Below are 19,677 nucleotides of genomic sequence, written 5' to 3'. Positions count from 1 at the left end.
CAAAATCAAAAAGTAATGAGTTCAATACAAACAAGTAAAATGACCAACTTTCGTTGGGTTATTTGTGCACTGTTGTTCTTGGCAACAACTGTGAACTACATGGATCGTCAGGTTCTATCATTAACATGGAAAGACTTTATAGCTCCAGAGTTCCACTGGACAGATGATGACTATGGTACGATTACCGGTTGGTTCTCTATCTTTTATGCTATAGCTAATCTTTTTGCAGGAAAATTTATTGACTGGATGGGTACCAAGAAGGGTTACCTCATAGCTATTTTCGTGTGGTCAACTGGTGCGGTTATGCATGCAGGTTGTGGATGGGTAGCTATGCAGATTGAAGGCTATTCTTCTATTGAGGCACTACGTTTAGTACAGCGTGGCAGTGATGCTGCAGTGGCTATTGCTACGGTTAGTGTATGGCTTTTCCTTTCTTGTCGTTTAATTCTTGCACTTGGTGAAGCTGGTAACTTTCCAGCAGCTATTAAGGTAACTGCAGAGTATTTCCCAAAGAAAGACCGTGCTTTCTCTACCTCTATTTTTAATAGTGGTGCTTCTATTGGTGCATTGGCAGCTCCTGCTACCATTCCATTGTTGGCTCGCGCTATGGGTTGGGAAATGGCTTTCGTCATCATTGGTGTATTAGGATATGTCTGGATGGGGCTTTGGATATGGTTGTATGATAAACCTAATAAGAGTCAGTATGTTAATCAGGCAGAGTTGAACTATATCGAGCAGGATTCTGATATAGCTGAGGTTCAGGATAAGCAGGAACCAAAAGAAGAAAAAACTATCGGTTTCTTGGATTGTTTCACTTATCGTCAGACTTGGTCATTCATTGTTGGTAAGTTTATGACCGATGGTGTATGGTGGTTCTTCCTCTTCTGGGCTCCAGCTTACTTCTCAGATCAGTATGGTTATACCTCAGACTCAACCATGGCTATTGCTTTGATCTTTACCCTTTACGCTATTACAACAATCTTGAGTATTGGTGGTGGTTATTTGCCAACTTATTTTGTTGATAAGAAAGGTATGAATCCATATATCGGTCGTATGCGTGCCATGTTGATTTTCGCTTGTTTCCCATTGCTGGGATTGTTTGCACAGCCAGCAGGTGAAATTAGTCCATGGTGTCCTGCTATTATTATTGGTCTCCTTGGTGCTGGTCATCAGGCATGGTCTGCTAATTTATACTCTACCATTGGCGATATGTTCCCTAAGTCAACTATTGCTACTATTACAGGTATTGGTGCTATGGCTGGTGGTTTAGGTTCTTTCTTGATAAATAAGGGCTCTGGTATGCTCTTTACTTATGCAGAAGGTCAGGGCTCAGCATTCAGCTTTTTGGGTTTTGAAGGCAAGCCAGCCGGTTATATGATTGTATTCTGTATTTGTGCTGTTGCTTACCTTATTGGTTGGATTATTATGAAAATTTTGGTTCCTAAGTATAAACCAATTATTGTAGAAGATTAATAGATTTATTAATATAGTATATAAAAAAGCCTGGTGAAATTATTCATCAGGCTTTTTTTATATGGTGTACTTTCTTGTGTTATTATTCTAGAAATCCTTGATTTTTAAGAGCTTTTATCATGCCTTCAGACATGGTTTCATTATCCTTTTTAGTATATCGTATATCAGTGAAAATTTGAGCTAGTGTCTCTTTTTTGTTAATCTCAACAAAATGCTTATTCTCTTCGAGGTTTTCTTTTTCTTCGTAGAAGTCATTAATTTTGTCTGCGTTGTAATCCTCGAATTGCTCTTGATGAATAATAGCGCGTAATGGTAAACGGTCACTAAGTGTTGGATTTTCATCGGGCCATCCTAAAGTGATCGTTGCTACAGGGAAAACAAGCTTAGGAAGCTTAAGAGTGTCTATAATGAGTTGTGGCATATAGACTGTTGTACCTAAAAAGCATGTACCGAGACCTGCTTCTTCTGCAAGATTACAAAAAGTCTGGGTATAGAGTAGAGCATCTGTAGTGGCGTTCATAAAACTTAAAAAATTACTATATCCAGGTACGGCTTTTCGATTTTCTGCCCATATAGAAGTACGACGGAAGTCTGCACATATTGTTAATACAACAGCAGCATTTTTCACCATAGGTTGGTTGAAATGTGCTGGTGCAAGAGCTTCTTTTCCTTCTTTACTACGAGTTATGACAACGCTGTAAAGTTGGAGATTACCCATAGTAGGTGTTCTTTCTGCTTCCTTAAGTAGTTTATTTAATAGTTCATTACTAACTTCTCGTGAGGAGTATTTTCTAATTGTCTTTCTTGTTGTTATAGATTCCATGTTGATATTTTTACTTATTTACAACAAAGGTAATTTTTTTTTTTTATTCATGCGCACATTTAACGAAAAGCTTCGTAAATAAAATGTAAAAGCTTATAAAATAGTATTGTATAATTGAGATAATAGCATTTCTTTCTATCTAATTAAAATAATAGTAACTCTAGTTTATAACTACTATGAGTACTTTCAAAATAGAGTATAGCTAACAAATCGGTGCACTGAATTTTGTCACAGCTCAAATTGTCGAACGGCTGCGGAGTGTTGATATATGTCAAATAAAATATCAAAAAATACATCCTACAGAAATCTTCATCTAGCTTGAAATCTTCAATTTTTAGACAGACTATTTTGTATCTTGCTTAACCCTTAACCTTCTCTTCCTGCTAAAACCATAGCTATTGATGGGTAAATACATACTTTGAACTGATAACTACTATGGTTTTATAGTATAAATCCTATGCTTTTGAACCGTAAAAACTATGCTTTTACCAAGCAACTAATCAACGAAAATGAAGAGAAATCGAAGTTGGTGCAAACTAACTGATAATGAGGAAGAAACGAAATGATTTGCATAAAAATGCCCTGTTCGTAAAGGGCAGTAATATGCAGATTTAAGCAGTAGTTCAGTTACCAAAACGTTACCCGATTTTACCATAGGTAACAATGGAGTAATATTCGGTAACTGAATTATTTTCACTCGTGTGGCTGTTGCTTCGGTCGGCAGTTTTCTGCATAAGTGAGGAACGCTTTGAAATTGGTAATTTTGCCACAAAACATCAAAGCGTATGAAAACAGAGAAAATGAAGGTGTTGCTCTACCTTAAAAAGAGCGGTCTTGACAAGTCGGGGAAGGCTCCGATTATGGGACGCATTACCATCGGGCATTCCATCGCTCAGTTCAGTTGCAAGCTTTCATGTAATCCCGATTTATGGAATCCCCGTGAGAGCAGGATGGACGGAAAGAGTCGTGAGGCGGTGGAAGTGAACGGCAGGTTGGAAAACCTATTGCTGTCCGTTCAGTCTGCTTATCAGTCCTTGCTCTCCAAAGGTTGCCCGTTTGACGCGACCGATATAAAGGAGCAGTTTCAGGGCAGCGTGCAGACACGGTGCATGCTCATCGAAAGGCTGGACATTCTCATCAAGGAAAAGGAAAATCATGTAGGTATAGACATCAAGGCAGGAGCTATACACGGCTACCACTCCACCCGCATACATTTACAGAAGTTCATTCAACGGAAGTACAAGGTTTCGGACTTGGCATTCTCGCAACTTACAGAGAATTTTATCCATGAGTTCCGGCAGTATTTCTTAGGTGAGTGCGGTTTTCAGGAAAGCACGTTCTATAATGTAGCCACGCATTTGAAGACCGTATGCAGGCTGGCTTACCGTGAGGGATTGGCTGACACACTACTGTTTGACAAAGCCAAAATCAGCAAGGGGGACAAGAAACTGCCAAAGGCTCTTGACCGGGCAGCATTGGATAAGTTAAAAGAACTCTGCTTTGATGATTTGGAGGAGGATTTGGAAACGGCAAGGGATATATTCCTCTTTGCCTGTTATACAGGTGCAGCCTATTGCGACTTGATGGAACTGAACAGATCCCATTTTGTCCGTGATGATGAAGGCAGTCTGTGGCTGAAGTTCAACCGCCAGAAGACAGGTGTGCTATGCCGTATCAAGCTGCTGCCCGAAGCCGTTAGGCTAATAGCGAAGTACCGTAGCGATGAAAGGGAAACGCTGCTTCCCTATATCAAGTACAAGAGTTATCAGACCTGTCTGAAATCCCTTCGGCTTCGTGCAGGTATATCCTTTCCCTTTACCACGCATACTGCAAGGCACACTTTCGCAACGCTCATCACACTTGAACAGGGCGTACCCATCGAGACGGTGAGCAAGATGCTGGGACATTCCAACATAAGCATGACGGAACGCTACGCAAAGGTAACACCACAGAAACTCTTTGAGGAATTCGACCGTTTCCTCTCTTTCACCGAAGATTTACGTTTAACCATATAAATCACAACCATTATGAGAAGTACATTCAAGATACTGTTCTATATCAACAGACAGAAGACAAAGGCAGACGGAAGGACAGCCATTCTCTGCCGTATTACCATAGACGGAAAAAGCGCAGCCATTACCACAGGCGAAGAGTGTAAGCCCTCCGAGTGGAACACCAAGCAGGGCTTGACGACTGACAGAAAGACCAATCAAAGACTCCATGAGTTCAGGGAACTTGTGGAAAAGACCTATCGGGATATACTGACAAGGGATGGAGTGGTAAGTGCCGAACTCATCAAGAACCACCTGCAGGGCATTGCCACCAATCCGACAACGCTCCTTGCCATGAGCAAGGCAGAACTGCAAGCAGTCAAGGAAAGTGTTGGCAGATCAAGGGCAGAGGGAACTTATCTGAACCTGTTCTATTCTGACAGAAATCTCCGTGAATTTGTAGAAAACAAAGGAGTGCAGGATATATCCATCGGAACAATTACAGAGGACTTGTTCGAGGAATACCGTTTCTTTCTCAAAAAGCGTGGACTGAAAGCATCCACCATCAACAGCAACCTCTGCTGGCTGAGCCGACTGATGTTCCGCGCGGTCAGCAAGAGGATTATCCGCTGCAATCCGTTTGAGAATGCCAAGTATGAGAAGGAGGAAAAGAAGATACGTTTTCTGCAAAAGAGCGATGTAATGAAACTTATGGCAATGAGGATGAACGACAAGGAAACAGAGTTGGCAAGACTGATGTTTGTCTTTTCCTGCTTCACAGGCTTGGCTATCTCAGATATGGAGAATTTGGAATACAAGCATATCCAAACGGCAGCGGTTGGACAGATGTATATAAGAAAGGAACGTCAGAAGACCAAGGTTGAGTTCATCGTGCCGTTACATCCCATAGCGGAAGCTATCATCAGTCATTGCCAGAAAGAGCAGGAAAGAAGTGAGGTACAGCAGACGGTGAAAGAAAAAGATGACCACCTTGTCTTTCACCGTAATTGCAGCCGTAGTGTCATGGATACCAAACTGAGCATCGTGGGAAAGGCTTGCGGTATCCGCCAAAGACTTTCCTTCCACATGGCAAGACATACATTCGGCACGATGAGCCTAAGCGCAGGAATACCTATTGAAAGCATCGCCAAGATGATGGGGCACGCCTCCATATCAAGCACTCAAGTTTATGCGCAGGTGACGGACAAAAAGATATCAGAGGATATGGACAGGCTCATTGCTAAGCAATCGGCAAAAGAAAAGGACACTTCGGAGAGAGGGGCTTGTGAACTTTCGGATATATCAACCTGTAAAATTGAGGAAACGGCATGAAAACAAAAGATAACGCAAAAGCAGTAACAAACGCTGCCTATCATCGCAGTTACTTTGATTGGGGCAGGAATATGCAGGTAGTCCGCAAAGGATACGGAGAGATAGCCATGACGGAGGGAGAACTCGCAAGGTTCTTCGGGGTAACATGGAAAAAGCTCAATCATAGACTTCAAATAATAATGAAATCTTCCAACTTGCATCCCGATGAGAGGGGTGCTGGGGAGGAGGATATTTATGCAAACGGACAACTAAAAGGTTATGCACCGCTCTATCCAATTCCAATCATCATTGCCCTGTCCTTTCAGCTGGATAGCACGGAAGCACATTTGTTCAGAGAGTATATCTGTGAGAGATTGCAGAAATCTGCATCCGTGATAACGCCGATATTTCTGCTTGGTAATACGAATAACTAATGATTATGTCTTATATTTCCTTTTTCTTTCACTGATTATATCTTACTACATTACTACAATAAGGGATAATACATTGAAAGAAAAAGGATTATGCCGTAGTAGGTAGTTGTTTATGTGCGTTATTATGATATGACTACATACTACGTGACTTATAAACTGCTATCTTTTTAGAGATAGCAGTTTATTTATAATGATTTTCTATAGTATATATATGCGTTTGTTTTTGTAATCTAAAACGAAAGATTTTCCCCATAGAAATTCGGCATTTATGGTAGGATACTTCTCTTCACTTATTATAAAATTCAGTTTGAAATTATTTTCGCCAATTTTAAGTTCAACGTCCTCGCATACATTTGTCTTTTCACGAACCAAGGCTTGAGCAATATCTCCACGTTCTAATTCGATTGTTTTGGTTGGAGAAACTCCAAAGTGTTTTGGTAAAAAATTTCTTCTACTACCAGAATCAAATAGTATACGGGTATTTTTTCCTGCAACTTTTCCCTTCAAAAAGATACTATTCAAAAACGCATCGGAATAGTCCTCGTGGTTTTTCCATTTAAGCGTGCCTTGTATATTCTTCATAGAACTTTCGCACCGAGTCATAATCATTTCTTTTAAATTAAAACACCAAAGCTCTTTTTTTAGAATATCCCCTCCAATAATGAATTTAGGAGCATGATGTTTCAATTTACTTACCAAATCCACAACAAAGCATCTTGTCGTGGGATACGAAACACCACCAATTGAAAGACTATCTAAATTCAAACTAATAGACTTTAGCGATTTTCCTAATGCACTTTCAATTATTGCATTACTTTCCTTTAATAAAATATTACACGAGTCAACTGCAAAAGTAGAATCAATCATACAAACAGATGCGCCTGTGTCTATTAAGGCTGAAACATTCCGAGAAACGCCTTTGTGTGATAATGTTACATTTGTGTACATCATATCCCCTTTTAGAGTTAATGTACTTTGGGCATACAAATTAAGCGTGAACGACACGAACATACTGCAAATAAAAAGGAAACGATATTTCATAGCTATAAAGTAATTGGTTTATGACATTATTGTGATGATTATTTCGAGAATATAAATCTCTGTTGCAAAATTAGCAAATTTTACCCTAAAAACGATATTTATTACTTTTAATTTTTGAGAATAAAATGATATTTACTATCAACCTATTCCTTGTATTTTTCATTCAGCAATTTCTCCAAGTCCGAAGCCTTATAGAGTATCTTCCCCGCAAACTGCGTGTAGGGAATAATTCTCCTGTCCCGATAGTCCTGCAAGGTGCGAGGGCTGATATACAGCCGCTCACACACCTCCTTGCCTGTGAGGAAATGCTCACCGCCAAACAGCGGTTTGTGTGTCTGTGCCACTTCCCTAATTCTCTTGCTTACTCCGCTGATAGCGGACAGCACCACCTGCATATCGTCCGCATCCATGTTCAAGTCTCTTACCTGTTCCATAATCTTCGTGTTTATTTGTTGATTTTAGTTTTATCCGTTTTTGTTTTCTCTGATTTGGTTTCCAATAATCGCTCCACATCCTCACGCTTGTAGTAGCACTTATGCCCGATTTGGGCAAAGGGCAACACACCCGTATCACGATAATGCTGCAAGGTACGCTTGCTGATGTTAAGCAGCTGACACACATCACCATTGTGCAGCCAATCAGTGTGCCTGCTCTGTTCTCCGAATGCCTTGTGGCAGATTTCGGCAAGGCTGAGAATCTCGTTCCTCAGCTTTGCCCAATTTGAATCTGTAATGATAAAATATCCCATAGTTTTATTATTGTTTTGTTTGTACTTTCTTTTCTTGTCTTGCGCTTCACCGCACGTTTCTGCCTGCAAAAGTAGGGAGTGTTTGTCATACTTCAAAGCATGAGGGAACAGCAGGGAAATACAGGGAAAAACAAGGAAATGACAAAAGGATTGTCGCTTTCTTTGCCTCCTCACTCCATTTATCATATCCGTTTTAGCCGATGCAATACAATGCAGATTGCTGCAAATAAGCACCTGCCTTTCTTACATCCTTTACGCACTTGGCCTCTTGTTTAAGGTTTAAATCCATGCTTTCCGACTGTTTCCTGCCAGAAATCCGTGAGAAATCCATTGCCAATGTGCGCAACATTATGCAAGCACTCCCTGAATGCTTGAAACTTTCACATTCTCTTGATAACTTCACTCTTGGAAACCAAACCAAGCATGTAATGAAAAAGAATGCAGATAAAGGAAAATCGGAGGGCGGATACAATACGCCCAAACAGAGAAAAGCCTCCTCCAAGAACTCGGAGATAGAAGCCTATCTCTCCACGCACTATGAGTTCAGATACAACACGGTGTTGGGGCGAACCGAATACCGAAGCAAGAACGATGCTCACTTCTCAAAAGTGGGTCGCTATGAAATTAACTCACTCCGCAGGGAACTTGACAACGACATCGGGCTTATCACATCCTCCGATTTATGTATATAAAATGAGGAAGATTCTCCCTTGTCCTTTGCCAAGTTATTGCAGTATCCAAATGTTGTAGGCGTATGTAGTAGGTTGGTAGTATGACTTGGTACTACAAAAATATATTGTAAATCAATTACTTAACTTAAAATAGTATGTAGTAAGAAGAAAGATGAAAAAGTTTGGAGGGGAAAGACTTCAGGAAAGAGATTTTCTTTCAATAATCATTCAACTACCCATCCAAACATCATTCAAACACACCATTGTCATTCAAGCAAAAATTATTCAATCAGTTCAATTAAAACATATCACAATGAAAGAAGAAGATTTATCCGCAATCAAGCGATACTCTATCGTAGAGTATCTTGAAAGGAAAGGCATCAAGCCTGTACGCAGGACACCAGCCTATGCCCTGTACCGCTCACCGCTTCGTGCAGAAACACATCCGAGTTTCAAGGTGGACACAGAGAAGAACCTTTGGATAGACTATGCCGAAGGCAGGGGCGGAAGTATCATCGACCTCTGTATGCGTTTGGAGGGCTGCACGCTCTTGGAAGCCATCCGCCGTTTGGGGCAGAACGCTCCCGATAATACATCATATAGTTCTCACAAAGACTTCTCACAAAACAATCTCCAACCAACGATGGCTGCAAACGAGACAAGGAAACTGATAAGTATATCAGACACCCTACCGCAACATTTGCAGGAGTATCTTACAAAGGTACGCTGCATTGATTTGGAGAAGGCAAAGCCTTTCCTCAAATGTATCAGCTATGAGGTAAGGGGCAGGCGCTATCAAGCCATCGGCTTTGCCAATCAATCAGGAGGGTATGAACTTCGGGATAATGGTTTGTTCAAGGGAACGATAGCTCCGAAGGATATTACTCTGATATTTACGGACAAACAGACAGAACACGCAATAGACAAGCCACTGCCTGTATGTGTGTTTGAAGGATTTATGGATTTCCTTTCTTTTCTTTCAATGAAAGAGGAGATAGCCAGCCACTGCCTTGTGATGAACTCCGTAAGCAATGTGGCAAGGACTGTTCGCTATCTGAACGACCGACACCTGCCCCATATCCGTGCCTTCCTTGATAATGATGAAGCAGGACGGAGGGCAACCAATGATTTCGTCAAGGCAGGTTTCAAGGTGGAGGATATGTCCATACATTACAAAGGCTTCAAAGACCTCAACGAGTTTCATGTCTGCCGTATGCGTAAACAGGAGCAGCAGAAAGTGCAGGAACGGACACGGATGACGGTTACGGAGCAAAAGGAAAGTAAGAAATCAAAACAAGTCAAACATAAAATGAGATAATAATATGGACAAGAAAAAAGTCAGTAACGAGGGAATGGAGAATACCATCCACTCCACCAAGCAATATTTAGGACTCAACCAAATTGAAGGTCTGTCTGAACATCTTATAGCCGAACATCGGGCAAGGAAAGCAAGACTTATTCAAGAGTCTAACGAACAGTACCCAGAGAACACTACGCACTCTGAACCTGCGCAGCATACAGAGAACGCAACCGTTCAAAGACGCATCAGTGCCAAGATGAGAAAGAAAACACTCGAAGCCTACAAGCAAGCCTATCTTGTGCCGACTAAGTTAAACAATCGCAAGGCGGTCTATCTGAGCAGGGAAACACAGGAACGTGCCGACTTCATTGTGCGTAGATTAGGCGACAGGGGCAGCAACCTTTCAAGCTTTGTTGAGAACATTGTGCGTCAGCATCTGGAGGAATATGGTGAAGACATAGAGAAATGGAGGAAGCTGTAAACAACAGAAAAACGGTCGAGGGCAATCAAGTCAAAGGCTATCCCTTTCACTCAAAATCCTTGACCGTTTTAGGATTGTACCAACAACAGATTTTTATTGAATACATTGAACGGTGGGGACACCATGAACGCAGTTAGACATGGAATGCACGGCATTCGTTTTTAGGCTATAAAACGTTTTAAGCGTAAATGATTTGTTCGGTAGCATTGCAAGACGTCAGTTTGTACCCACAAACTGCCCTTGCTCCCCTCGTCAGACTATCGGGGAGATAAGACCGTAATCACTCCGTTCTCATCGGTCAGTATTTAGGAATTAAGGTAATAAATCATCTACAATGATAAACTTTCAAGGAAACTTATATGAACAGATATAAAGGAAAAGCTGCCCGATGGCAGCAACAGGATAAAGAAGAACAGCGGATGAACAAAACGGAGTTCATCAAGGTAAGATGTACCAGTGAAGAGAAGAAACGTATCAAATCAAGGGCGGAAAGCACGGGACGGAAATTCTCCGATTATTGTCGGGAAATACTCCTTAACGGAGAAGTAACAGCCGTTCCCAAGATGACAGACAATGAGAGGGAAGCCATTGCCATTCTCCAACATACAGGAAGGTTCTATGGGCAGATTTCCAATCTCATCAAGCTCAAGGACGAGGATTGGCTACATATCACCAAGAACCTTTCGCTATGTGCCAAAGAGGCATTTAAGCGGTTTTACGACCCGCATTTTCGGGTGGATGATGAAATATATAAGGTCTTAAATCTAACAAGAAATGATATGTAAATGCAAGGCGATAGCGCACGGAAGCACAGCTTTGGACTATATTTTCAGGGAAGGCAAACTCGGTAGTCGGCTTGCATTCCACAATCTTTGCAGCAGAGATCCAAAGACTATCTATGAGGAAATGAAAGTGGTCAGTAACTACAACAGCCGTTGCAGGAACAAGTTTCTCCGTATCGAAATTGGCATCGCACCGCAGGACGAGAAAAAGCTGTCTGTGTCCGAATATATGTGGATAGCACATTTGTTTGCCAAGCGAATGGGACTTGACAACCACCAATGGGTGGCAGTAACGCACAAGGACACCGATAATAGACACATTCACATAATTGCTAACCGTATCAGTCTGTATGGAGAAGTCTATGATACCACCTTTGTGAGCAATAGGGCTGCAAGGGTGGCAGAGGAAATCAGCAGGGAGAAAGGCTTGACCATTGCAAAAGAGGTCAAGGCAGAAAGGAAACACCAAAAGGAAAAAGCCAGCCCTACAAGAGAGCAAACAAAGCAGCAGGTGCAGAAGATTTGCTACACCTTGCTTGACAAGTACAAAGGAACAGGCGTCACGGGGTATTCCATGTTCCTTTATGAATTGAACAAAAACGACATTACCATAGAGCGTATGAAGAACAAGCAGGGCAAGGTATATGGCTTGAAGTTCTCATACGCAGGGCAATCCTTCAAGGCTTCCGAAATCGGCAGGGAGTTCGGCTACCATTCCTTGCAGAAGAACTTTGAAACAACCAACAAGGAAGAATCAAGGAAACCACATCTAACAGTACAAGAGCCTACAGAAAAGAAAGAACAATCTGATACAGGCTACCAACTTGTACCTCCAAGCCGCTCCTCTATCTCACGAGACAATGATACCTCACAAGTGCAGAATCCCATTGGTGCAGTGGCAGACACCATCGTTAGCGCAGCCGATGAAGCGGTGGAAGGGTTAGGCGATTTAATTACACCAAGTACACAAGGCAATGACTTAACCGAAGCTGCATGGCAGCGCAAACTCAGATACCAAGCTAACAGAAAGAAGAAACGTGGAAGGGGAATATAAACATAGCAGCATACAAAAAGTGCAGAATAAAGAATATCTCATCAAAAACGCTTGTTATTCGGTAACAAAGTATTATCTTTGCAAACGGAATAACAAGCGTTCTTTGTTAGGCAGAAAACAGCGAAGCCAAGTAGCTCGCTCGTTTCTAAATCGTTACCTATTTAGTTTTACCAGCATGGTAACTTCTTTATTTTCAATGAGTTGTATTTTATGAATTATCTTCAAGGGCGAGTTTCAAATTGATAAAGATAAAAAATACGTAACATGTTGATATTTTGCTAGTTATAAAATGCTTCAAAATTTGCATATTTAAGCCTTTCTAGTATACTAACTTCAAATACGCAAACTACAAATCGGTTTCTGTCAATTAAATTCAAAAATGTAATAATGTATGCAGATATTGTTCTTCTTGTCGTAAGTGCGACAGAAGGGAGTATTGAAGATAAATTTTATCGAGCATAGTTTGTAGTGAAGATGAGTAAAATGAATTTTTTTTGGGGGGAACTTTTTTTAAAAATGGAGAAGGAAAGTTTTCCAAAAAGAAAATATTATAGCTTTTTTTAAACGAAAAGATTTTCGAAATTAGATTTATTCGAGTATATTTGCATCACATAAATCTTTTATATCTTACATTTGCATTTTTATTAAATAATGGAGGAACAAAAAATGTATACCTTCGATGAAGCATTCGAAGAGTCCTTGAAGTATTTCGATGGAGATCAGCTTGCAGCTCGTGTATGGGTAAACAAATATGCAATGAAAGACAGTTTCGGGCATATTTATGAAAAGTCACCATTAGAGATGCATTGGAGAATTGCCAACGAGGTGGCTCGTATCGAGAAAAAGTATAAAAATCCTTTAAGTGCCCAGGAAATTTTTGATCTTTTGGATCATTTTAGATATATTGTTCCAGCTGGAAGTCCGATGACGGGTATCGGTAATACTCATCAAGTAGCAAGTTTGAGTAACTGTTTTGTTATTGGTCTTGATGGTGATGCTGATTCTTATGGCGCTATCATGCGTATAGATGAAGAACAGGTTCAGTTGATGAAACGACGTGGTGGAGTGGGACATGATTTGAGTCATATTCGTCCTGCAGGTTCTCCTGTGAATAATTCAGCATTAACCAGTACCGGTATAGTTCCTTTTATGGAGCGCTATAGTAATTCTACTCGTGAGGTGGCACAAGATGGTCGTCGTGGTGCGCTTATGTTGTCTGTAAGTATCAAGCATCCTGATAGCGAAGCTTTTATTGATGCAAAGATGACAGAAGGTAAGGTGACAGGTGCAAATGTTTCGGTTAAAATCGATGATGAATTTATGCGGTGTGCCATAGAAGATGAACCTTATAGACAGCAGTGGCCTATTCATGATGTAAATCCTTCTGTTGTAAAGCAGATTTCTGCGCGTAAATTATGGGATAAGATCGTACATAATGCATGGAAAAGTGCAGAACCAGGAATCTTGTTTTGGGATACGATCCTTCGTGAGAGTATACCAGATTGTTATGCAGATTTAGGTTTTCGTACAGTAAGCACCAATCCTTGTGGTGAGATACCATTGTGTCCATACGATAGTTGTCGCCTGCTCAGTATTAATCTTTATTCATATGTAGAGAATCCTTTTACTCCACAGGCTTCATTTAATTATGACTTGTTTAAAAAACACGTTCAGTTGGCTCAACGTATTATGGATGATATCGTTGACCTTGAAATGGAGAAAATCGATTTGATTATGAATAAAATCGATAAGGATCCTCAACTGGAAGAAGTGAAGGGTGCAGAATATCATCTTTGGGAGAAAATAAAGCGTAAAAGCAGTCTAGGACGCCGTACGGGTGTAGGTATTACTGCAGAAGGTGATATGATAGCTGCTATGGGGTTGCGATATGGTACACAAGAGGCTACAGATTTCTCTGTATCAGTACATAAGACTTTAGCTCTTAATGCCTACAGAAGTTCTGTTAATTTGGCTGAGGAACGTGGTGCTTTTGAAATATATGATGCAAATCGTGAAGCCAAGAATCCTTTTATACTACGAATTAAAGAAGCCGATCCTGCATTATATGCTGATATGGTGAAATATGGTCGTCGTAATATAGCATGTCTGACGATAGCCCCTACTGGTACAACCTCGATTATGACACAGACTACCAGTGGTATAGAACCCGTATTTATGCCTGTTTATAAACGTCGTCGTAAGGTAAATCCTACTGATAAAGATGTACATGTTGATTTTGTAGATGAAGTAGGTGACAGCTTTGAAGAGTATATCGTATATCACAAGAAGTTTGTTGAGTGGATGAAAATCAATGGCTTTGATGTTAACAAGCGCTATAGTCAAGATGAAATCAATGAGTTAGTGGCTAAATCTCCTTATTATAAGGCTACAGCGAATGATGTCGATTGGCTTATGAAGGTGAAAATGCAAGGTGCTATTCAGAAATGGGTAGACCATTCTATCTCTGTAACGGTTAATCTTCCTAACGATGTAGATGAGTCTTTGGTAAATCGCTTATATGTAGAGGCCTGGAAAAGCGGTTGTAAAGGATGTACGATTTACCGTGATGGTTCTCGTTCAGGTGTAATGATTTCTGCCTCAAAGTCAGAGAAAAAAGAAGCAGAAAAACAGGGCACAGCAGATCCAAAAGAGCAGGAAAAGGATGATGTGGAAAACAAACAGCCTGAAGTAGTAGAAGTTAGGCCAAAAGAACTCGATTGTGATGTGGTAAGATTCCAGAATAATAAGGAAAAATGGGTAGCTTTTGTGGGATTACTTGATGGATATCCTTATGAAATCTTTACGGGGCTTCAGGATGATGAGGAAGGAATCTCTTTGCCAAAGGGTGTAACTAAGGGTAAGATTATTAAACAAACGAATGAAGATGGTTCCCATCGTTATGATTTCCAGTTTAAGAATAAGCGTGGTTACAAGACAACTGTAGAGGGATTGAGTGAAAAATTTAATCCTGAGTATTGGAATTACGCTAAGCTCATTAGTGGAGTATTACGTTACCGTATGCCAATTGATCATGTATTGAAACTTGTATCTTCGTTATCATTGAAAGATCAGAGTATCAATACTTGGAAAAATGGTGTAGAACGTGCTTTGAAAAAGTATATAGAAAACGGAACCAAGGCCAAGGGTAAAAAGTGTCCTGTTTGTGGACATGAAAATCTGGTCTACCAAGAAGGCTGTTTAATATGTACAAATTGTGGAGCTAGTCGTTGTGGATGATGAAGGTAAAAGAATGCTATATAAATATAACGAACCTGCGGTTTCATGCCTATCATGGCGTGTTACCGCAGGAGCGTTTAACGGGTAATGACTATTTATTAACATTGCATATCAGTTATGATTTTTCAGAGGCTTTAATATCTGATGATGTTAGGCATACTTTAAATTATGCAGAAGTATACCAAATTGTTTCAGAGGAAATGAAGCATAGCTGTAATCTGCTTGAGAAAGTAGCGGGCAATATAGGAAGCCATCTGATTCAAGCATTCCCATTAATTCAAGCAATCGATTTGCAGATTACTAAGGTTAATCCTCCTATGGGGGCTGACTGTAAAGGTGCAGGTGTAGAAGTTCACTTAATAAATGATAAATCCGGAGTCTGATTTTGTGTTATTTGCTAAATAATGATTACTTTTGTACGAATTCATTCATGATATGCATAAGAAATTACTGTTAACGATAGCAATACTTTTGTGTTTTGCAGTCTCTGTTGTAGCTGCAGATCAGAAATTCACGCTTGTTATTGATGCCGGACATGGTGGGCATGATGCTGGCGCTATAGGAGCAATCTCTAAAGAAAAGAACATCAATCTGAGTGTGGCTTTAGCTTTTGGCCAATATGTAGAGCAGAATTGTCCAGATGTAAAGGTTATTTATACACGTAGAACTGATGTCTTTATACCTTTGAAAGAGCGTGCAAGTATTGCAAATAGAAATAATGCAGATTTGTTTATTTCTGTTCATACCAATGCTCTTCCAGGTGGTAAGATAGCCAGAGGCTTTGAAACTTATACGCTTGGTATGCACCGTGCTAAAGATAATCTAGACGTCGCCATGCGTGAGAATGGAGTAATTTCAATGGAGCAAGGCTATAAGCAGACTTATCAAGGTTTTGACCCTCGTTCGTCTGAAAGTTATATCATGTTTGAATTCATTCAAGATAAAAACATGCAGAAGAGCGTAGATCTTGCCCGTTATATTCAGAATAGTGTGTGTACTCATGTAAGTGTACCTAACAAGGGTGTACATCAAGCAGGATTTTTGGTATTAAGAGAAACCTCGATGCCTAGTTGTCTTATTGAACTTGGTTTTATCACTACTCCTGATGAGGAGTCTGCATTGAATACATCTTCCTATGTAGATTCTCTTGCAAAACAAATTTATAACGGTTTCAAGCAGTATAAGGAGCAGTATTATACAGGATTGACTGTACCTTACCGTGCGACTAAAAAAGCAAAAGTCGAGATGCCTAAACTTGTACCAAGTAGCTATCAAGAGAATAATTCCAATGATGCTCCCAAAACGATTCGGAAAGTGGTTAAGCCAGCGCCGGTGGTATCAGAAAAGCAAAATGCTGTACAACCATCAGAGGTGCCTATATTTAAGGTGCAGATTTTAACGAGTAGCAGAGAATTGCGTAAGGGCGATGCTCACTTTAAAGGGGAAACAGATATCAACTCTTTCAAAGAAGATAATTTGATAAAATATACGGTTGGTTCTTCATCTAATTATAATGAAATCTATAAATTGAGAAAGTCATTGTTAGAAAAGTTCCCTAACGCATTTATCATTGCTATGAAAGGTGGTGATAAGGTAGATGTAAATGCTGCCATAAAAGAATTTTTAAAAAACAAAAAAAAGTAGTCTGATATGAAGTTTTTTACCAATGAAGTGAAGATTGCGCTCGTTGCTATTGCGGGTGTTGTAATCTTGTTTTTTGGCATCAATTTTCTGAAAGGAAAGAATTTGTTTGCTAATGCAAATACCTATTATATTACTTTTGATAATATTATGGGTTTAGGTGCATCTACTCCTATTTATGCCGATGGCTTTAAAGTCGGTACTGTAAAAAACATTGTTTTTGACTATGGTGAGCTTGGTCCAATTAAAATTGAAATAGAATTGAATCAAGCTATGAGAGTGCCTGTTGGTACCACTGCAGAAATCGACAAAGATTTAATGGGGAATACTCAGATCAATTTGTTGATTGCTGATAATAAGTCGAAATGGCTGTCTCCTGGAGATATTATTTCTGGTAAAGTTGCTGAGGGAGTGATGACTAAGGCTGCTGGACTTATTCCTGAAGTAGAGAAGATGATGCCTAAGGTAGATTCTATTCTTGATCGTCTGAATATGATACTTGCTGACCCTAATATTGGAAAATCACTTGGTAATATTCAGCAGACTACTGCTAATCTTGCAGTTTCTACACAGGAACTTAATACCTTGCTAAGAGGTTTAAATCATAGTGTGCCGGGCATGATTAATAAGGCAAACGGTGTGTTAGATAATACACAGACCTTAACTGGTAAGTTGGCAGATGTTGATGTTGCGGGTACTATGCAACAGATAAATGCAACTCTAGCTAATGCTAAAGAGTTTACTGAAAAGCTTAATAGTAATCAGGGTTCTTTGGGTAAACTTATGAATGATCCTTCGCTCTATAATCATCTCAATGCTACTATTCGAGATGCGGATTCGCTGATGATTGATTTAAAACAGCATCCTAAGCGTTATGTACATTTCTCTGTATTTGGTAGAAAGGATAAGTAATTTGAATTTTGTTTAGATAAGAAACTGATATGTGTTTCACGGAAGTAAATCAGGAACTCCCTATGATATAGGGTGTTCCTGATTTATGTAAATTGTTTCACGATATTGCTTAGCGGTGTTAATATAATCGATAACTGATTGACTTTTAGTTGATTACGTGGATATTGTCTAGTTGAATATTATAAGGAAAATAAATTGACGTATAATGTAATTTTAAAGAGCTAATGTGAGTTCTTTATCAAAATTATAAATGAAGTAATTTGTTTATGTCTAAAAACTTTCGTAATTTTGCAGTCGCAATAGTAAGAAATAATGCCGTTTGGCATGTTTAACACTTAAATTTAATAAATGCAGGTAAGTCCTAAAGCTCTTTGGGACAACAGTCTTACACTCATAGCTGAGAATGTTACCTTAGAGCAATATAATACATGGTTTAAGCCAATAGTCTTTGAATCGTATAATCAAGCAACGAAGACATTATTGCTAAATATTCCAAGTACTTTTTTTTATGAGTATTTGGAAGCTAACTATGTTGATTTATTAACCAAAGTGTTGACGCGTACCTTTGGGCAAGGTGTACGGCTTAATTATCGTGTTGTTGTTGTAAAAAATCCACCGACGACACAAAATATAGAGGCCGATCCTTCAGATCAGGCTCCTAAGCCTCAATCGAGTTTAGAAACTAATCAAGCTCCTTCCGTTTCGGATGCAGCCAAACCTCAGGATATTCCTTCTCATCTGAATAATCGATTAACATTTGATAATTATTTGGAGGGAGAGAGTAATAAACTGACTCGTACTGTTGGTGTCTCTATAGCTGAACATCCATACAATTCACAGTTTAATCCATTCTTTATTTATGGTCCTTCTGGATGTGGAAAGACGCATCTAGTGAATGCTATCGGATTAAAAATTAAGAAACTGTATCCTGATTCTCGTGTGTTGTATATCAGTGCCAAACTGTTTTCTGTGCAATATACACAGGCTGTGCTTGAAAATCATACCAATGATTTTATAGCTTTCTATCAGACTATTGATACCTTGATTATTGATGATGTGCAGGAATGGATGGGGAAAACTAAAACTTTAGAGACGTTCTTCCATATCTTCAATCATCTTTTCAGAAATAATAAGCGTATTATCCTGGCTTGTGATCGACCTCCTGTTTCTTTGACGGGTATGCCTGATCGTATGTTGACTCGTTTCTCTTGCGGTTTGATAGCCGAGATGGAAAAGCCAAATGTACAGTTGTGTATTGATATTATGAAGCACAAAATGCGGCGAGATGGCTTGGATATTCATGATGATGTTCTGACTTATATAGCTCAGAATGCTAACTGTAGTGTTCGTGACTTGCAAGGTACTATCAATCAGCTGTTAGCTTACAGTATTGTATATAATAGTAAAATTGATATCAAGTTGGCAAAACGCTGTATAGAGCGTGCTGTAAAAGTCGATGATCGACCATTAACGGTGGATGATATATTGGAGCAAGTATGTAATCACTATAATGTGACATCCACTAATATTAATAGCCGAAGCCGGAAACGTGAATACGTAATAGCTCGTCAGGTTTCTATGTATCTTTGTCAAAAATATACAAAGATGCCGGCATCACGTATTGGTATGTTGGTAGGAAAGCGAGACCATTCTACGGTGGTGCATAGTTGTAATCAGGTGGAAACTCGTCTTAAAACGGATAAGAAGTTCTTTGATGAAATTCAAAGTATAGAGAATTCTTTTAAACTTAAAAAATAAAATAAAAACTCCAAATCTTA

Annotated in this window: 17 protein-coding genes and 1 pseudogene; 14 read left to right on the top strand and 4 right to left on the bottom strand. The window is 39.6% G+C overall.

Annotated features, from left to right (window positions below; all coding sequences use genetic code 11):
• Nucleotides 1-15 precede the first annotated feature (15 nt).
• A complete protein-coding gene (locus tag L6469_RS07380; protein ID WP_027453308.1) occupies nt 16-1,473 on the top strand; it encodes an MFS transporter in 1,458 nt (485 codons plus the stop codon).
• Nucleotides 1,474-1,555: 82 nt separating this feature from the next.
• Here the strand turns inward: L6469_RS07380 and L6469_RS07375 are convergent, their stop codons facing one another.
• Complete coding sequence (locus L6469_RS07375) at nt 1,556-2,296, bottom strand: nitroreductase family protein (RefSeq protein WP_006282091.1); 741 nt, start codon at nt 2,294-2,296, stop codon at nt 1,556-1,558.
• A gap of 785 nt (nt 2,297-3,081) precedes the next feature.
• Between L6469_RS07375 and L6469_RS07370 the strand changes: the two genes are divergently transcribed.
• The 3 genes from L6469_RS07370 to L6469_RS07360 are packed head-to-tail and all read left to right on the top strand — an operon-like array spanning nt 3,082 to nt 6,032.
• A complete protein-coding gene (locus L6469_RS07370; RefSeq protein WP_039870192.1) occupies nt 3,082-4,311 on the top strand; it encodes a site-specific integrase in 1,230 nt (409 codons plus the stop codon).
• A gap of 12 nt (nt 4,312-4,323) precedes the next feature.
• The gene (locus L6469_RS07365; RefSeq protein WP_006282089.1) at nt 4,324-5,619 is read left to right on the top strand and encodes a site-specific integrase; all 1,296 of its coding nucleotides are present in this window, start codon (nt 4,324-4,326) and stop codon (nt 5,617-5,619) included.
• A complete protein-coding gene (locus tag L6469_RS07360; protein WP_039870190.1) occupies nt 5,616-6,032 on the top strand; it encodes a hypothetical protein in 417 nt (138 codons plus the stop codon). Before L6469_RS07365 ends, L6469_RS07360 begins: the two co-directional genes overlap by 4 nt.
• A gap of 198 nt (nt 6,033-6,230) precedes the next feature.
• On the opposite strand, the gene L6469_RS07355 is transcribed toward L6469_RS07360, so the two are convergent.
• The 3 genes from L6469_RS07355 to L6469_RS14745 form a co-directional block, all read right to left on the bottom strand.
• Entirely contained in the window at nt 6,231-6,983 is a 753-nt protein-coding gene (locus L6469_RS07355; protein ID WP_162091552.1) for a retropepsin-like aspartic protease, read from the bottom strand.
• A 233-nt stretch (nt 6,984-7,216) separates the two neighbouring features.
• Nucleotides 7,217-7,507 (bottom strand): helix-turn-helix domain-containing protein, encoded by a 291-nt coding sequence (locus L6469_RS07350; protein WP_006282087.1) that lies wholly within the window; start codon nt 7,505-7,507, stop codon nt 7,217-7,219.
• Between the two features lie 11 nt (nt 7,508-7,518).
• Nucleotides 7,519-7,821: a helix-turn-helix domain-containing protein gene (locus L6469_RS14745; protein WP_039870209.1), complete on the bottom strand. Its 303-nt coding sequence runs from the start codon at nt 7,819-7,821 to the stop codon at nt 7,519-7,521.
• Between the two features lie 428 nt (nt 7,822-8,249).
• On the opposite strand from L6469_RS14745, the pseudogene L6469_RS07340 reads away from it, so the two are divergent.
• The 10 genes and pseudogenes from L6469_RS07340 to dnaA all read left to right on the top strand — a co-directional run.
• A pseudogene (locus L6469_RS07340) lies at nt 8,250-8,501 on the top strand (virulence protein); the annotation flags it as partial.
• 304 nt (nt 8,502-8,805) lie between these two features.
• Nucleotides 8,806-9,810, top strand: a complete 1,005-nt coding sequence (locus L6469_RS07335) for a toprim domain-containing protein (protein WP_006282084.1) — start codon at nt 8,806-8,808, stop codon at nt 9,808-9,810.
• Between the two features lie 4 nt (nt 9,811-9,814).
• The gene (locus L6469_RS07330; protein ID WP_006282083.1) at nt 9,815-10,273 is read left to right on the top strand and encodes a DUF3408 domain-containing protein; all 459 of its coding nucleotides are present in this window, start codon (nt 9,815-9,817) and stop codon (nt 10,271-10,273) included.
• 359 nt (nt 10,274-10,632) lie between these two features.
• Nucleotides 10,633-11,058: a plasmid mobilization protein gene (locus tag L6469_RS07325; protein ID WP_039870188.1), complete on the top strand. Its 426-nt coding sequence runs from the start codon at nt 10,633-10,635 to the stop codon at nt 11,056-11,058.
• Entirely contained in the window at nt 11,048-12,109 is a 1,062-nt protein-coding gene (locus L6469_RS07320; protein ID WP_039870186.1) for a relaxase/mobilization nuclease domain-containing protein, read from the top strand. The genes L6469_RS07325 and L6469_RS07320 overlap by 11 nt, the downstream gene beginning before the upstream one ends.
• A 651-nt stretch (nt 12,110-12,760) precedes the next feature.
• Entirely contained in the window at nt 12,761-15,346 is a 2,586-nt protein-coding gene (locus L6469_RS07315; protein WP_006282081.1) for an adenosylcobalamin-dependent ribonucleoside-diphosphate reductase, read from the top strand.
• On the top strand, nt 15,346-15,729 hold the full coding sequence (folB, locus tag L6469_RS07310; RefSeq protein WP_006282080.1) for a dihydroneopterin aldolase: 384 nt from the start codon (nt 15,346-15,348) through the stop codon (nt 15,727-15,729). Before L6469_RS07315 ends, folB begins: the two co-directional genes overlap by 1 nt.
• 52 nt (nt 15,730-15,781) lie before the next feature.
• Entirely contained in the window at nt 15,782-16,990 is a 1,209-nt protein-coding gene (locus tag L6469_RS07305) for an N-acetylmuramoyl-L-alanine amidase family protein (RefSeq protein WP_006282079.1), read from the top strand.
• Between the two features lie 6 nt (nt 16,991-16,996).
• Nucleotides 16,997-17,899 carry an MlaD family protein gene (locus L6469_RS07300; RefSeq protein ID WP_006282078.1) on the top strand — a complete coding sequence of 301 codons (903 nt, stop codon included), beginning with the start codon at nt 16,997-16,999 and terminating at the stop codon, nt 17,897-17,899.
• 348 nt (nt 17,900-18,247) lie between these two features.
• Nucleotides 18,248-19,657 carry a chromosomal replication initiator protein DnaA gene (gene dnaA, locus L6469_RS07295; RefSeq protein WP_006282077.1) on the top strand — a complete coding sequence of 470 codons (1,410 nt, stop codon included), beginning with the start codon at nt 18,248-18,250 and terminating at the stop codon, nt 19,655-19,657.
• Nucleotides 19,658-19,677 lie beyond the last annotated feature (20 nt).

The organism is Segatella baroniae B14, assembly GCF_022024235.1.
Taxonomy (GTDB): Bacteria; Bacteroidota; Bacteroidia; order Bacteroidales; family Bacteroidaceae; genus Prevotella; species Prevotella bryantii.
Note: the sequence above shows the minus strand (reverse complement) of the source record. Positions and strands in the feature narration are given on the sequence as shown.